16 protein-coding genes are annotated in these 14,694 nt (G+C 73.7%); 9 read left to right on the top strand and 7 right to left on the bottom strand.

Annotated elements, in window-relative coordinates; all coding sequences use genetic code 11:
* The first annotated feature begins 34 nt into the window (after positions 1 to 34).
* Together CFT82_RS03370 and CFT82_RS03365 are read left to right on the top strand one after the other, a co-directional pair.
* The gene (locus CFT82_RS03370; protein ID WP_088817646.1) at positions 35 to 4,069 is read left to right on the top strand and encodes a Pls/PosA family non-ribosomal peptide synthetase; all 4,035 of its coding nucleotides are present in this window, start codon (positions 35 to 37) and stop codon (positions 4,067 to 4,069) included.
* Complete coding sequence (locus CFT82_RS03365; protein WP_088817645.1) at positions 4,066 to 5,400, top strand: heparan-alpha-glucosaminide N-acetyltransferase domain-containing protein; 1,335 nt, start codon at positions 4,066 to 4,068, stop codon at positions 5,398 to 5,400. Before CFT82_RS03370 ends, CFT82_RS03365 begins: the two co-directional genes overlap by 4 nt.
* A 64-nt stretch (positions 5,401 to 5,464) precedes the next feature.
* Here the strand turns inward: CFT82_RS03365 and CFT82_RS03360 are convergent, their stop codons facing one another.
* Positions 5,465 to 6,148, bottom strand: coding sequence for a hypothetical protein (locus tag CFT82_RS03360; RefSeq protein ID WP_088817644.1), 684 nt, complete (start codon positions 6,146 to 6,148; stop codon positions 5,465 to 5,467).
* Positions 6,149 to 6,253: 105 nt separating this feature from the next.
* Positions 6,254 to 6,751, bottom strand: a complete 498-nt coding sequence (locus tag CFT82_RS03355; protein WP_088817643.1) for a flavodoxin family protein — start codon at positions 6,749 to 6,751, stop codon at positions 6,254 to 6,256.
* 171 nt (positions 6,752 to 6,922) lie between these two features.
* Between CFT82_RS03355 and modA the strand changes: the two genes are divergently transcribed.
* Together modA and CFT82_RS03345 are read left to right on the top strand one after the other, a co-directional pair.
* Complete coding sequence (gene modA, locus CFT82_RS03350; protein ID WP_143469469.1) at positions 6,923 to 7,696, top strand: molybdate ABC transporter substrate-binding protein; 774 nt, start codon at positions 6,923 to 6,925, stop codon at positions 7,694 to 7,696.
* Positions 7,693 to 8,556, top strand: a complete 864-nt coding sequence (locus tag CFT82_RS03345) for an ABC transporter permease (protein WP_088817642.1) — start codon at positions 7,693 to 7,695, stop codon at positions 8,554 to 8,556. Before modA ends, CFT82_RS03345 begins: the two co-directional genes overlap by 4 nt.
* On the opposite strand, the gene mobA is transcribed toward CFT82_RS03345, so the two are convergent.
* From mobA to moaA, 3 genes are read right to left on the bottom strand one after another with little or no spacing between them, the layout of a single operon-like run.
* Positions 8,534 to 9,154 (bottom strand): molybdenum cofactor guanylyltransferase, encoded by a 621-nt coding sequence (gene mobA, locus CFT82_RS03340; RefSeq protein ID WP_088817641.1) that lies wholly within the window; start codon positions 9,152 to 9,154, stop codon positions 8,534 to 8,536. The two genes, CFT82_RS03345 and mobA, sit on opposite strands and share 23 nt — an antisense overlap.
* Positions 9,151 to 9,390, bottom strand: coding sequence for a MoaD/ThiS family protein (locus tag CFT82_RS03335; RefSeq protein ID WP_015779938.1), 240 nt, complete (start codon positions 9,388 to 9,390; stop codon positions 9,151 to 9,153). The genes mobA and CFT82_RS03335 overlap by 4 nt, the downstream gene beginning before the upstream one ends.
* A 5-nt stretch (positions 9,391 to 9,395) precedes the next feature.
* On the bottom strand, positions 9,396 to 10,412 hold the full coding sequence (moaA, locus tag CFT82_RS03330) for a GTP 3',8-cyclase MoaA (protein ID WP_088817640.1): 1,017 nt from the start codon (positions 10,410 to 10,412) through the stop codon (positions 9,396 to 9,398).
* A 24-nt stretch (positions 10,413 to 10,436) separates the two neighbouring features.
* Here moaA and CFT82_RS03325 point away from each other — a divergent pair, with 24 nt between their 5' ends.
* Positions 10,437 to 10,919 carry a MogA/MoaB family molybdenum cofactor biosynthesis protein gene (locus tag CFT82_RS03325; protein ID WP_088818303.1) on the top strand — a complete coding sequence of 161 codons (483 nt, stop codon included), beginning with the start codon at positions 10,437 to 10,439 and terminating at the stop codon, positions 10,917 to 10,919.
* A 33-nt stretch (positions 10,920 to 10,952) separates the two neighbouring features.
* Here the strand turns inward: CFT82_RS03325 and moaC are convergent, their stop codons facing one another.
* Positions 10,953 to 11,429, bottom strand: a complete 477-nt coding sequence (gene moaC / locus CFT82_RS03320) for a cyclic pyranopterin monophosphate synthase MoaC (protein WP_088817639.1) — start codon at positions 11,427 to 11,429, stop codon at positions 10,953 to 10,955.
* Positions 11,426 to 12,661, bottom strand: coding sequence for a molybdopterin molybdotransferase MoeA (locus tag CFT82_RS03315; protein ID WP_159461838.1), 1,236 nt, complete (start codon positions 12,659 to 12,661; stop codon positions 11,426 to 11,428). Before CFT82_RS03315 ends, moaC begins: the two co-directional genes overlap by 4 nt.
* A 34-nt stretch (positions 12,662 to 12,695) precedes the next feature.
* On the opposite strand from CFT82_RS03315, the gene CFT82_RS03310 reads away from it, so the two are divergent.
* The 4 genes from CFT82_RS03310 (at position 12,696) to CFT82_RS03295 (ending at position 14,691) form a co-directional block, all read left to right on the top strand.
* Positions 12,696 to 13,112: a molybdenum cofactor biosynthesis protein MoaE gene (locus tag CFT82_RS03310; RefSeq protein ID WP_088817637.1), complete on the top strand. Its 417-nt coding sequence runs from the start codon at positions 12,696 to 12,698 to the stop codon at positions 13,110 to 13,112.
* Positions 13,102 to 13,803: a HesA/MoeB/ThiF family protein gene (locus CFT82_RS03305; RefSeq protein ID WP_143469468.1), complete on the top strand. Its 702-nt coding sequence runs from the start codon at positions 13,102 to 13,104 to the stop codon at positions 13,801 to 13,803. The genes CFT82_RS03310 and CFT82_RS03305 overlap by 11 nt, the downstream gene beginning before the upstream one ends.
* 223 nt (positions 13,804 to 14,026) lie before the next feature.
* A complete protein-coding gene (locus tag CFT82_RS03300) occupies positions 14,027 to 14,329 on the top strand; it encodes a nucleotidyltransferase family protein (RefSeq protein ID WP_234994252.1) in 303 nt (100 codons plus the stop codon).
* Positions 14,326 to 14,691 (top strand): HepT-like ribonuclease domain-containing protein, encoded by a 366-nt coding sequence (locus CFT82_RS03295; protein WP_088817635.1) that lies wholly within the window; start codon positions 14,326 to 14,328, stop codon positions 14,689 to 14,691. Before CFT82_RS03300 ends, CFT82_RS03295 begins: the two co-directional genes overlap by 4 nt.
* The last annotated feature ends 3 nt before the right edge of the window (positions 14,692 to 14,694 follow it).

Here is a 14,694-nt window from a genome sequence, read left to right as displayed (position 1 = left end):
CCGAGACGTTGACTCAACACCTGAGGGGGAGTCTGTGGCCCTGCAGACGCCAACCGAGCCGGATCGCCTGAAGTCGCCCACCGAGCTGATCGAGCTCTCGGGCGTCCGCCCGCCCATGCAGGAGCGGATGCACCACTACTTCGAGGCCAGTGTGGACCGCGTTCCCCACCACGTGGCCCTGGAGCTCGAGGACCGGCGGCTGACCTATGCGGAGCTGGACGCGCTGGGCAACGCCCTGGCCCACCACCTGCGGGACCGGGGCGTCGAGCCCGGTCAGCGCATCGGCCTGCTCCTGAACCGCTCGCTGGAGATGTACGTCGGCCTGCTGGGCATCATGAAGGCTGGCTGCGCCTTCGTGCCGATCGACCCCGCCTCGCCCTCGGACCGTGTGAGCTTCATCTCCGAGGACAGCTCGCTGTCGATGCTGCTGTCCACCTCCGGGATCCCGGCGCACCACGCCAGCGCCGCCCCGGTGCTGCTGCTCGACCACCCGTCGACCCAGGACGCGGTGGCCGCGGCCCCGACCACGCGGCCCGCCCCGGACGGGCTCGACGACCCGACGGCCTACATCATCTACACCTCGGGCTCCAGCGGTCGGCCGAAGGGCGTGGACGTCGCCCAGAGCAGCATCGTCAACTTCATCCACGTCATCACCGAGGTGTACGACGTCCGGGAGACCGACCGCATCTACCAGGGCATGACGATCGCCTTCGACTTCGCCATCGAGGAGGTCTGGCCCACCTGGGCGGCCGGCGCGACCCTGGTGGCCGGCCCGACCGACGCTCGCCGCGTCGGGGCCGGGCTCACCGAGTTCCTCGAGACCCGCGGGATCACGATCCTCTACTGCGTGCCCACCGTGCTCTCGACCGTCGAGCGCACCATCGACTCGATCCGCTCGGTGATGGTCGGCGGCGAGGCCTGCCCGGCCGAGCTCGTCGAGCGCTGGGCCCCCGGTCGGCGCATGCTCAACACCTACGGACCCACCGAGGCGACCGTGACCTGCACCTGGGGCGTCCTGCGGCCGGGTCGGGCGGTGACCATCGGTGTGCCCGTGCCCACCTACACCGCGACGATCCTCGACGACGACCGCCAGCCGGTGCCCTTCGGCGAGGTCGGCGAGCTGTGCATCGGCGGCCCCGGTGTGGCCCGCGGCTACATCAACCGCCCCGAGCTCAACGTCGACCGGTTCATTCAGGACCCCGAGGGCTCCGGGGAGCGGATCTACCGCACCGGTGACCTGGCGCGCTTCCAGGAGGACGGCGAGATCGTCTACCTGGGCCGCGCCGACGCCGAGGTGAAGATCCGCGGCCACCGCGTGGACCTCGGTGAGATCGAGAGCGTGATGATGCGCGACCCGCGGGTGCCCACCGCCGCGGTCAACTACTGGCCCGACGGTGGTGGTGGCGACCTGGCCGGCTACATCACGGTGAACGAGGACGAGACCGACGTCGACGGCCTGCGGCAGAAGCTGTGGGAGGACATGCGGGACACGCTCCCGTCCTACATGGTCCCCTCGTTCCTCGAGACCATTGACGAGATGCCGATGCTGCCCAGCGGCAAGGTCGACCGCAAGGCCCTGCCTCGGCCGAGCACCCCGCGCCTGGTCGGTGGCGGTGAGCACGTCCCGCCCGCGACCCCGACCGAGGAGTGGATGGCCGGGGTCTGGGCCGACGCCTTCGGGGTGGAGCCCGACCAGCTGTCCGTGCAGGCCAACTTCTTCGACGACCTCGGTGGTCACTCGTTGGTCGCGGCCTCTCTCGTCTCCCGTCTGCGCGAGGACCCGCGAGGGGCCCAGCTGTCGGTGATGGACCTCTACGCCACGCCCACCGTCCGCGGCATGACCGGCACCCTCGACGAGAGCGGGGCCACCGAGGACGTGGGCGAGGCCCTCACCACCGAGCCGATCGAGCACGCCTCGACGGGCCGGATCTGGCTCTTCGGCCTGGCCCAGGCCGTGGCCGTGCTGCTCATGCTCATGGTCGCCATGTCGCCGGTGGCCCTCGCCTACTGGTGGTACTCGGGTGTGCCGTCGATCAGCCTGCTGCAGCTCATGGCGGTCTCGCTGCCGATCTCCTACCTGGGAACCCGCTGGGTCGGCCCGCTCGTCGTGGCCCGCCTGCTGGGCGACGTGAAGCCGGGCAGCTACCCGCTCTACTCGATGGAGCACCTGCGGGTGTGGATGGCCGGCCGGGCCATGGAGCTCTCCCCGATGAACCACCTCGCCGGCTCGGCCCTGGCCGCGCCCTACCTCCGGCTGGCCGGCGCCCGGGTGGACGACTCCGCCCACGTCGGGACGCCGATCATCACCCTGCCCGCGCGGGTGACGATCGACGCGGGGGTCGCGATCGGGTACGCCACCCGCCTGGACGCCTGGTCGGTGTCCGGCGGTCGCATCGAGGTGGGGGACATCCACCTGCGCGAGGACTCCACCGTCCTGGCCAACTCCGTGGTGGTCGCCCCCTGCGAGATCGGGATCGGCGCGATGGTGCAGGAGCAGTCGGTCGTCGGCCCCGACCTCACGATGCCCCCCGGCGAGGTCCGTGCCGGCTCGCCGGCCACCGTGGTGCCCGCCCCCGGGGACGACATCGTCGTGACGATGGCCGCCTGCGACCGAGCGCCGCGCCGCTGGGGGCTGGCCCAGGTCGTCGGCTTCGTGTGGGGCGTGCTCGGGCTGGAGCTCCTCCCGATGCTGGCGCTGCTGCTGCCCGTGGTCCTGGTGTGGGCCACGCTCCTCGCGGGCGGCGTCTGGTGGGGGCTGCTCGCCTCGCTGCTCACCGGCCCCCTCTTCGTGGTGAGCGCCTGCGCTCTCATCCTGGGGCTGCGGAACTTCGGCCTGCCCCGGATGCCGGTGGGGATCCACCACCTGCGCTCCCAGCTGGGCGTCGACAAGTGGTTCGCCGACCGGCTCCTGGAGGCCAGCCTCCTGCTCACCAACAGCATGTACTCGACGCTGTACACCCCGCCGTGGCTCCGGCTGCTGGGCGCCCGGGTGGGCAAGCGGGCCGAGGTGTCCACGATCGCCAACATCGACCCCAGCCTGCTGACCCTGCACGACGAGTCGTTCGTGGCCGACATGGCCTCGGTCGGCAGCGCGACCTACTGCCGCGGGCACGTCGCCTTCCGGCCCACCGAGGTCGGGGAGCGGGCCTTCGTCGGCAACGCCGCCTTCGTCCCCTCGGGGTCGAAGATGGGGCAGGACAGCCTGCTCGGCGTGGGGTCCACCCCGCCGGCCGCCGGCATCCAGCCCGGTGAGTCCTGGCTCGGCTCGCCCTCCTTCTTCCTCCCGCAGCGCGAGATGTTCGAGGGCTACTCCGAGGAGGACACCTACCGTCCCTCGCGCAAGGTCGTGATCGGTCGCTATCTCATCGAGTTCGTGCGCGCCACGCTGCCGGGCACGCTGCTCGGTCTGTCCACCTTCGCCACCCTCCAGGTGGCCTCGGCCCTGGCCTTCGCCGAGCTGCCCGTGTGGGCCATGATCATGCTCCTGCCGGCGGTGGCCATGCTCGCCGGACTGGCCACGACGCTCTTCGTGGCCCTCATGAAGTGGGTGCTCATGGGCCGCTACCGGAAGCGCGTCGAGCCGCTGTGGAGCCAGTTCGTGCGCGTCAGCGAGCTCGTCACGGGCGTGTTCGAGGCCGCGGCGGTGCCGGTGCTGCTCATGCACCTCCAGGGCACCCCGATGCTCGGCCCGGTGCTCCGCCTGTTCGGTGTGCGGGTGGGCCGCCACGCCCTGGTGGAGTCCACCTACATCACCGAGTTCGACCTGGTCTCGATCGGGCGCCGTGCATACATCGGCCCCGCGGTCTCGCTGCAGACCCACCTCTTCGAGGACCGCGTCATGAAGATGGACGAGGTGCGGGTCGCGGACGAGGCCGAGGTCGGTGCCCGCTCCGTGGTCCTCTACGGCTCCGACGTGCAGGAGAGGTCGCGCCTGCGGGCCCTCTCGCTGGTCATGAAGGGTGAGACGACGCCGGCACGGACCGTCTGGCAGGGCATCCCGGCCCAGCCGGTCCGGGCCGCGGTCGAGGACGCCACCACCGTTGAGAAGACCCTGGAGGTCGCCCGATGAGTCCCGCCATCCGCGCCACCGAGTTCGTCTCGGACACCGCCACCTCCTTCGACTCCCTGGACGGGCCCAACACCGGTCTGAGCACCGAGGTCGTCCCCGACATCCCGCACGCGTGCGAGCCGGCGGGGCGGGCGACCCCGGAGGACCAGGGGCCGACGGAGCACCGCCTGACCGGTCTCGACGCGGCCCGAGGGCTGGCGCTGCTGGGCATGATATCGGTCCACATCTTTCCCGCCTTCACCCCCGAGATCACGGTCCACCCCGCGTGGACGGTGGCCTCGGGCACGGCCTCGGCGCTCTTCGCCGTCCTCGCCGGAGTGTCGCTGGCGCTCATGAGCGGGGGATCGCGGCCGCTCTCCCGGGGCCGCTGGACGCCGATGCTGCGGCAGGGGGTGCGGGCGATCCTCATCCTGGCCATCGGCCTGATCATGGGGCTGATCATCCCGGTCGACGCGGCCGGCGTGATCCTGCCCTACCTGGCGGCCCTGTTCGCCCTGGCGATCCCTTTCCTCGGGCTGCGCGCCAGGCCGCTCTTCGTCCTCGCCGCGGTCGGGGCCGTGCTGGGCCCGGTGCTGAGCTACTGGCTCCGGCAGGGCGACCCGGTGCCGAACCTGGGCAACCTGGTCCCCGGGGACCTGTTCACGCGGCCGCTCGAGTTCCTGGAGACCCTGGTGGTCACCGGACTCTTCCCCGCCCTGAGCTGGCTGCCCTACATCCTGCTGGGGATGGGCATCGGCCGCCTGCGGCTGCGGCGGCGCATCTCGGCGGTGCACCTGGCGCTGGCCGGCGTGGCCGTCACGGCCCTCTCCTGGGTGGTCTACCAGGTGCTCACCGGGCCGCTGGGGGCGCTGGAGCACGTGGCCGAGGGGCAGATGGCAGCCGGGTGGACCCTGGACGAGACGGCTGACCTCCTCGTCTGGGGGCCGGACGGCACCGTCCCCACCACCTCCTGGTGGTGGCTCAGCACGATCGCCCCGCACAGCGGGACGCCGGTGGACCTGCTCCGCACCAGCGGTGTCGCCCTCCTGGTGATCGGCGTCATGCTCGGGCTGGGGACCCTGCTCTCGCGGTCGCTGCTGCTGCTCACGGCGCCCGGACGCATGACCCTCACGCTCTACTGCCTGCACCTGCTGATGCTGCTGCTCCCCCTGGAGACCTTCGGGGTGGGGGTGGAGTTCGCCCTGCAGGTGCTGGTCGTCGTCGTCTTCGCGCTGGCCTGGCTGAGCGTGCAGCGGCAGGGACCGTTGGAGTGGCTGGTGGGTCATGCCACCCGGGCGCTCGTCCCCGCCGGTCGGGGCACCCGACCCGCCGCGGCCGACGCGCGCGCCTGACGACGAAGGAGGGGCGGCCCCACCACAGGGTGGGGCCGCCCCTCCTTCGTCGCGCGGCGACGGGTCAGACGTTGGGGGAGACGTCCTTGGCCGAGGGGGTGATGCGGAGCTTCCCGTCGTAGTTCGCCACCAGCCAGCGGTCGCCCTCGGGGACGACCCGCAGGTTCACCCGGCGGTTGACGTCCTGCGAGACCAGCTGCTTGTCCCAGGTCAGACCGGCTCGGGTGACGACGGTCATCGAGATGTCGAATCCCTCGCCCTCGGCCGGGTACACCTCGCCGTCGGTCACCCAGGAGCCGTGATGGACCGGTTCCATCCGGCGTCGGTTGAAGTTCTTGGGCCACTCGTGGAAGTGCAGGAGGTTCACCGTGTCGCGGGCGTCGAGATCGCCGGCGAGGTCGGCCTCCACGTGCCGCTCCCAGGCCTTCGCGCTACGGGGGGTCATCTGCCGGACCACGGGCTCGGTCAGGTCCGCGGCGGTGGTGGGCCTCTCGGGGTCGAGCGCCCCCTCGCTGGTCGCGTTGTCCAGGGCCCAGCCCGAGATCTGCTCCCAGGCCTCCTCGGCCTCGGCCTGCTCCTGGGCGTCCATGTCCTCCGCCAGGTAGGGCGGGTCGACGAAGCGCTCGGGCATCACCTCGGTGGGTGCCTGCGGCGAGCAGGCCGACAGGCCGACACCGGCGACGAGCGCTCCGGACAGCAGCGCACGCCGGCGGAGCGGGGTGCTCCGGCGACGGGTGTGGATGGGCATGTTCTCTCCCCAGGGGGGTCGGGATGGTGTGCGTCCCGGCGAGGACACAGGCCGCACAATCCTAACGGGTCCGCGGGGGTGCGCCGGTCGTACCCGGGGGAGGGGTCAGCCTCCGGGCGAGACCAGGGCGGCGAGCGTGGCCCCGAGCTCGTGGGCCTGCTCCAGCTCGGTGGGGCCGAGGTCGCCGAGCACCTCCAGCACGGGAGCGGCCCGCCGCCAGGGCAGGGCGGACACGATCGACTCGACCGAGCGCACCGCGCCGGTCAGGTCGTAGCGGCCGTGGACGTAGAGCCCGTAGGGGATGGTACGGGTGCTCTCGTGCCCACCGGTCGCACCACCGTCCGTGCCGAGGCCACCGCCGATGTCCAGGAAGGTGCGGTCGAAGAAGTGCTTCAGGGCCCCCGACATGTAGCCGAAGTTGGCCGAGGTGCCCAGGAGGACGGCGTCCGCGGCGAGGACCTCTTCGGCCGTGGCCTCCAGGGCGGGACGGACGTGGACCTCCACCCCCTCGATGGCGTCGTCGCGGGCTCCTCCGAGCACGGCGTCGGTGAGCGCCGTGGTGGTTGCCGAGGGGGAGTGGTGGACCAGGAGCAGGCGTGCCATGCCCTCAGGGTGCCACCGCCACTCCGCTGAGGTCGGGGCGGGAGCGGACGGCCCCGGTCGGGCCGGGACCTGCCTTCGCAGGGGCAGTAACCTGTCGCGGACGCCGGCTCGGTCCGGCCCCAGTCGTCCACGTCGTCGAGCGGTCGCGCCCTGCCGGCCCGGGGAGGTTCCGTGACAGCTCGCTGGCCCGTCCTGCTCCTCGGTCTGCCCCTGCTGGCCGGGTGCGGTGCGGATCCCGCCGGGCCCGGGGTGGACGGGGGTGAGGGGCAGGAGCGCACCCTCACCGTGCTGGCCGCCGCCAGCCTGCGGGAGCCCTTCGAGGAGATCGCCGGGCAGTTCGAGGAGGACCACCCCGGGACCACCGTGCGGCTGAGCTTCGGGGGCTCCTCCGCCCTGGCCGCGCAGGTGGCCGCCGGGGCCCCCGCCGACGTGATCGCGACCGCGGACGAGCGCACCCTCGCCCCGGCCGTGGAGGCGGGGCGGGTGGGCTCCCCGGAGGTCTTCGCCCGCAACCGCCTCCAGCTGGCTGTGCCGCCGAGCAACCCCGGTGACGTCCACGGGCTGGCCGACCTGGCACGGCCGGGGGTCGAGCTCGCGCTCTGCCAGCCGGAGGTGCCCTGCGGTGCGCTGGCCGAGGCCGTGCTCGCCGACCAGGGGCTGGACGTGGAGCCGGCCACCCTCGAGCCTGACGTGCGCGCCGTCCTGGCCAAGGCGGAGCTCGACGAGGTGGACGCCGGGCTCGTCTACGCCACCGACGTCCGGGCGGCGGGGGACCGGGTGCGGGGTATCGACCTCCCGGAGCGGGCCGCGGGGACGACCGACTACCCGATCGCCGTCGTCGAGGGCAGCGCGCAGGCCGACCTGGCGCAGCAGCTCGTCGACGCGGTCCGGTCCGAGGACGGCGGGCGCGCCCTCGACGAGGCCGGCTTCGCCCCGGCGCCATGACGAGGCCCACCCCACCGGTCTCCCGTCGGTCCGGCACCGACTGGTCAGCCGCGCCGCTGGCGCTGCTGGCGGCCGCGGCCGTGGCCCTCGTGGCCGTGCCGCTGGTGGCGCTCCTGCTTCGGGCCGACTGGGTCGCGATGCCCGGGGTGCTGGGGCGGGAGTCGGTCCAGCAGGCCCTCGTGCTCTCGCTGACCAGCTCGAGCGTGGCCACGGCGCTCTCGGTCCTGTGCGGCGTCCCCCTGGCCTGGTGGCTGGCAGCGAGCGACCAGCGGGGAGCGTTCCGCCGCCGGGTGGCCGCCGGGGTGCGCGCCCTGGTGACCCTGCCCCTGGTCCTGCCCCCGGCCGTCGGCGGTGTCGCCCTGCTCATGGCCTTCGGGCGCACCGGGCTCCTGGGGCAGCGGCTCGACGCCTGGTTCGGCGTCACCCTGCCCTTCACCCCGGCCGCGGTGGTGCTGGCCCAGACCTTCGTGGCGATGCCCTTCCTCGTGACCACCGTGGACGGTGCCCTCGCCCAGCGCGACCGCAGCCTGGAGGAGGCGGCCTGGACGTGCGGGGCGGACGCCTGGCAGACCTTCCGCCGGGTCACGCTGCCGCTGGCGGCCCCCTCGCTCCTGGCCGGGGTGGTCCTGTGCTGGGCGCGGGCGCTGGGGGAGTTCGGGGCCACCATCGTGTTCGCCGGCAACCTGCCCGGCAGCACCCAGACCATGCCCCTGGCCGTCTACCTCACGATGCAGAACGACCCCCAGGCCGCCGTCACCCTCAGCGTGGTCCTGCTCCTCGTCTCGGCGGCCGTCATCGTGGCCCTGCGCGGGCGGTGGGCCGGTGGGCTGTCCCGCTTCACCAGCCGCCGGGCGGGCTGAACCCGGCCCGCCGGGCGGCGTCCGGGTCGTCCACGTCGGCGAGGAGCACGTCCTCGAGCGGGATCTCCTGACGGACGAGATCACCGAGCACCCGGCGCGCCGAGCGGTCCCGCACCTCCCCGGCCAGCGCGGCCCGCAGGGGTGCCGCCCGGTAGCGGCCACAGAGCAGCTGGGGCCACCCGGAGGAGTCCGTGGCCAGAACCGCCGCGGCCCCGTGGGGAGGCTCGACGGCGGCAAGGGCGGCCACGACCTCCGGGGCCCGGGGGAGGTCGCAGGTGAGCAGCTGGACCCATTCCACCCCGGCCGGCACCCGCTCGATGCCGGCCGCCAGGCCCGCGCACGGTCCCCCGCCCGGGGGGTCCTCCCGGGTGAGGGCGACCCGTCCCGCCAGCCCCGCGGCGGTCAGGTCAGCCTGCAGCGACGGGGGCCCCACGAGCACGACCGGACGCGCCCCGGGGCAGGCTGAGAGCGCGATCTCCAGCAGCGTCACACCGTCCCGCACGAGCGCGTGCTTCGGCCTCCCCATGCGGGCGGATCGCCCGCCGGAGAGAACGATTGCTGCGGTGTTCTCGAGGGTGGCCTCCTCGCCGGTTCTCATCCGCCGGCGAAGGGCGGCAGCACGTCGAGCGTGCCGGCCTCGGTGGGGAAGGGCTCCTCACCCTCCAGGCGGCGGCCGTCGACGAGGAAGCTGCAGCGCTCCAGGACGGCCGCCGCGCCCGGGCGGTGGGCGGCGAGCACCTCCCGGATGCTGCCGGGCCCGCTGAGGGTGGCCGTCTCGGACTCGGTACCGGCAGCCTGGGCCGCGCCGGCGTACCAGCGGATCTGCAGGGTCATGGTCGTCATCCTCCGATCGCGTTCATGGGTCGCTCGGGTTGCACGAAGTCCTCGCCGAAGCCACCGGCGTCCGAGCCGTGGGCGCGGGGCTTGGCGGCCATCGTGCCCAGCCAGGCGCGGGCGATCTGCTCGTCGTCCGCGCCGCCGCGGAGCAGGCCGCGCAGGTCGGTCTCGTCCTGCGAGAACAGGCAGGAGCGCAGCTGGCCGTCGGCGGAGATCCGGGTGCGGTCGCAGGAGCCGCAGAAGGGTTCGGTGACCGAGGCGATGGTGCCGATCCGGCCCATCTGCTCCCCGTCGCGCCACAGGTCGAAGAGCTCGGCGGGGGCGGCGCCGCGGGCGGGCACCTCGCGCAGCTCGTACCGGGTGGCGACCTGGGCGCGCACCTCCTGGGCGGTCACGAGGTTCTCCCGGGCCCAGTCGCGGGGGGCACCGATCGGCATCTGCTCGATGAAGCGCAGCTCGCAGCCGGTCTCGACGCAGTGGTCCACGAGGTCGAGCAGGCCGTCGTCGTTGATCCCGCGGGTGGGGACGCAGTTGACCTTCACCGGGGTGAGCCCGGCCGCGACTGCCGCAGAGAGCCCCTCGAGCACCTCGTCGAGGCGGTCCCGGCGGGTGATCTGGGCGTAGGTGTGCCGGTCGACGGTGTCCAGGGAGACGTTCACGCGGGACAGCCCGGCCTCGCGCAGGGCACCGGCCTTCCGGGCCAGGCCGAGACCGTTCGTGGTGAGCGCCAGCTCCACCTCGGGCAGGGCGCGGTGCAGGTCGGCGACGATCTCGACCAGGTCGGGGCGGGTGAGCGGCTCGCCCCCGGTGAGGCGGATCTTCTCGATGCCCAGGGTCCGGGTGCCGATGCGGGCGAGGCGGACGAGCTCCTCGCGGTCCAGGACCTCGGCACGGGGCAGCCAGCCGTCGACCACCTCCGGCAGGCAGTAGGTGCAGCGCAGGTTGCAGACGTCGGTCACGGAGAGTCGTAGGTCCGTGGCCACCCGGCCGAACCGGTCGACGAGCGGCAGGTGGGACATGACCTCAACCCTACGATGCGTGACATGGTCACCAGTCACGTCGTCACCGCGTCGGACCGGGCGAGCGCCGGTCGAGCCGAGGACCGCTCCGGGCCGCTGCTCGCCGAGTGGCTGGCCGGGAGGGGGCACACGGTGGAGCGGGTGGTGGTGCCGGACGGGGAGCCCGTGGCGCAGGCCGTGCGGCGGGCCGTCGAGGCGGGGGCCGAGCTCGTGCTCACCACCGGCGGCACCGGGGTCACGCCCCGCGACCGCACACCCGAGGTGGTCGCGCCCCTGCTGAGCGTGGAGATCCCGGGGATCATCGAGCAGGTGCGGGCCGTCGGCGCGGCGAAGGGCGTGGCCGGGGCGCCGCTCACCCGGGGGGTGGCCGGCCTCGTCGAGGCGGAGCACGGGCGGACCGTCGTCATCACCCTGCCCGGCAGCACCGGCGGGGTGCGCGACGCGATCGGCGTGCTCGATCCGCTGCTGGACCACCTGCTCGACCAGGTGCGCGGCGGTGACCACTGAGGGGCCGCCGGCCCCGGGACCCGGTGGGCGGGCTCAGCCCTCGCGGTGCCAGTCGCCGGACTTGCCGCCGGACTTCGCGATCAGCTCCACCCCGCCGATGCGGACGGCCTTGTCGAGCCCCTTGACCATGTCCACCACGGCCAGGGCGGCCACGCTCGCGGCGGTGAGGGCCTCCATCTCCACCCCGGTGCGGTCGGCGGTGCCGCACTCGGCGGTGATGGTGAGCAGCTCACCCTCGCGCTCCAGCTCGATGCGGGCGTGGTGCACGCCGATGACGTGGGCCAGGGGCAGCAGGTCCGGCACCCGCTTGGCCGCCGCGATGCCGGCGATGCGGGCCACCGCCAGCACGTCCCCCTTGGGGACCTCGCCGTCGTCCATGACCGCGGCCACGGTGGGCCCGAGCTCCACCGTGGCCCGCGCGGTCGCGTGCCGCACGGTCGGTTGCTTGTGGGTGACGTCGACCATGCGGGCGGCGCCCTGCTCGTCGAGATGGGTGAAGGGCTGGCTCATGGCACCATCATGACCTCGACGAGGTCCCCCTCCTGCACGCCCTCGGCCGCAGCCGGGACGATCGCGAATCCGTCCACCCCCGCCAGGCGGGAGGCCAGGTGCGAGAGGGAGCCCTCGGCGCTGCGCCGCCGGGCCACCAGCCGGCCCTCCTCGGGGCTGAGGGTGACGGGCATGTACTGGGTGCGGCCCGGCTTCTTGGCCCACCCGTCGCCGAGCACAGCCGTCACCGGCCCGGGGGCCTCCCGACCGCTGGCGGCATCCAGCCACGGGCGGGCGAAGGCCAGGAAGGACACGACCGCCGAGACCGGGTTGCCCGGCAGGCAGAGCACGGTCACGCCGTCGAGCTGCCCGACGCCCTGCGGCTTGCCCGGCTGCATGGACACCTGCCCGAACTCGATGCCGCGGGGCTCCAGGCACTGGCGGACCACCTCGAAGGCGCCGGCGCTCACCCCGCCGGTGAAGACGAGCAGGTCGGTGTCCGCGGTGAGCTCCGGCAGGCGGCGGCCGAGCTCCTCCGGGTCGTCGTGGTCGAGCAGGACCCGCTCGGTGGGATGGCCGAGCGCCGTGGCCAGGCCGTGCACCAGCCAGGAGTTGCAGTCCGGGAGCTGCCCCGGGCCCGGCTCGGTGCCCAGCGGGGCCAGCTCGTCCCCCGTGGCCACGGCCCGGACCCGCACCGGGCGGGTGGCCTCGACCTCGGCCACCCCCACCGCGGCGACGGCGCCCAGGGTGAGGGCGTCGAGGACCGTCCCGGCCTCCGCCACGACCTGCCCGGTGGTCACGTCGCTGCCGGCGGCGCGGGTGTTGTCCCCGGCCGGCAGCTCGTCCACGCGGACCTCCTGGGGCAGCGGGACCGGTCCGCGGGGGATGTCCGTGAGCTCCACCGGCACCACGGTGTCGGCCCCCTGCGGCACGGGGGAGCCGGTCATGATCCGCATCGCCGTCCCCGGCTCCAACGGTCCGGGGGCGACACCGGCGGGCACGTCGCCGCGCACCGGCAGCACGACGCCCTCGGCCAGGTCGGCGCGGCGGGCGGCGAACCCGTCCATCGCCGAGCAGTCCCAGAGCGGCAGCTCCCGCGGGGAGGCGACGTCCCGGGCCAGGATGCGCCCTGTGGCCTCCGGCAGGGGGATCCGCTCGGGGCGGGGTTCCGGCGCGAGGGCGCGGACGGCCGCGGTGTGCTCGGCCGGGGTGCGCTGCCAGGCGGTCTGTGGGGCGGGGTGGGGCTGGACCATGGGTCCATCCTGCCTGCGCCGTACGCTGGGCCGCATGCCTGCCTCCACCGTCCAGTCCACGCCGCTGGAGCCGGCGGCCGTCCGGGCGGACCTGGCCGACCGGACCCACGGCGCCGTCGTGCTCTTCGAGGGCGTCGTCCGTGACCACGACCACGGCCGGTCCGTGGTCTCGCTGGGCTACTCGGCCCACCCGGAGGCCGAGCGCGTGCTGGCCGAGGTGGTCACCGAGATCGAGGCGGAGTTCGACGTGGTGGCCGTGGCCCAGCATCGGGTGGGCGATCTGGCGATCGGCGAGGTGGCCCTGGTGGCCGGCTGCGCCTCGGCCCACCGGGCGGGGGCCTTCCCGGCCTGCGCGGAGCTGGTGGAGCGCATCAAGGAGCGGGTGCCGGTGTGGAAGAAGCAGGTCTTCGCCGACGGGAGTGACGAGTGGGTGGGTCTCGGTGAGTGCTGACGCGATGAAGGACGACCAGTGGGCCCGGCAGCGGGTGCTGCTCGAGGAGGGCAACCGGGTGCTGCGGGCCTCCTCGGCGCTCGTCGTGGGCTGCGGCGGGCTGGGGGCCGGGGCGATCCCCGCGCTCGTGGCCAGCGGGGTCGGTCGGATCGTGCTCCTCGACGACGACGTCGTGGAGCTGAGCAATCTCAACCGACAGACCCTCTTCACCCACGCCGACCTCGGCGCGCTCAAGGTGGAGCGGGTCACCGAGCGGATGCGGGAGCTCTCGCCCGAGTCGCGGATCGAGGGGGAGGTCCGGCGCCTCACCGCACAGGACGCCGAGCTCGTGCAGGGCTTCGACGTGGTGCTCGACTGCACCGACAAGGTCGCCTCCCGCACGGCCATCTCGACGAGCTGCCGGGAGGCCGGCGTGCCCTGGATCTGGTCGGCGATCGACGGCTGGCAGGGCGTGCTCAGCGTGTTCGTCCCCGGCGGGCCGCAGTGGGAGGACGCCAGCGCCATGCGCGAGGAGCTGCCCGCCCCGCCGCAGATCCTCGGGGCCACCCCGGCGATGCTCGGTGCCTGGCAGGCCGCGGAGGCGGTCAAGCTGCTCACCGGGCAGGGGCGGCCCCTGGTGGGCCGCATCGCGGTGGTCGACCTGCTGGCCGGCACGGTGCGCGAGATGCCGCTCGTCGCGCGCGGGGCCTGAGCTCCTCCGCCAGACCCACCCTTCTGCCCCGAACCCACCGTGAGTGAACGGTGGGAGTGGACGAAGGCCGTGATTCCGGTCGGTTGCCGGGCCATCCGGTCGGCGCAGCGGTCTGCCTGCTCGGCATGGCCGTGGTCATGTACGCCCCGCGCTCCGGCGGCTGAGGCTCACGTGGTGGTGTCGGCCCTGGGGTCCTGACCGGCCTTCTCGGTACTCTGAGGCGATGGAGACGATGCTGCACACGACGCCGGGGCGGGCCTTGGCCCGCCATCGGTCCGAGCTCATCGCCCTGCTGGCCCGCCACGGCATGACCAACCCGCGCGTCTTCGGGTCCGTGGCTCGGCGGGAGGACGTTCCCGGGAGTGATCTCGACGTCCTCGTGGACGTGACCCCTCAGATCGACCTGCTGGATCTCATCGACGCCGCTGAGGAGGCCGAGGCCCTGCTGGAGGTGCCGGTGGAGTTGGTCGCCTCCCGGGCGCTCCGTCCCGGGCACGAGATCCTGCGGACCGCGGTGGCCCTGTGAACGCACACGCTGGGCTCGAGCCGGGGACGGTGGCACGCCTGCGTGACGTCCACCGGCTCTGTCTCCGGGCCGAGGCCCTCGCCGACAGAGGCCGTGAGTGGTTCGACTCCGACCCTGACCTGGGCGTGCCCCACCTGGCCGCGGACTCCTTGGTGCTGAAGCTGGGCGAGGCCGTGCGGCTCCCCGCCGAGTTCCTCGAGGAGCGACGTGCGGACCCCACATGGAGGCGTGCCATCGGTATGAGGAATCGCATCGCCCACGAGTACGACGCCGTGGACTACGAGATCGTGTGGCAGGTGGTGTCCCAGCACGCAGGCGCTCTCCGGCTCACGATCGAGGAGGTCCTCGGCCAAGAGGGCTGAGGC

This window comes from Kytococcus aerolatus (genome assembly GCF_900187395.1).
GTDB classification, from domain to species: Bacteria; Actinomycetota; Actinomycetes; order Actinomycetales; family Dermatophilaceae; genus Kytococcus; species Kytococcus aerolatus.
The sequence above is the reverse complement of the archived record's forward strand: the minus strand, read 5'-3'. Positions and strand labels throughout refer to the sequence as shown.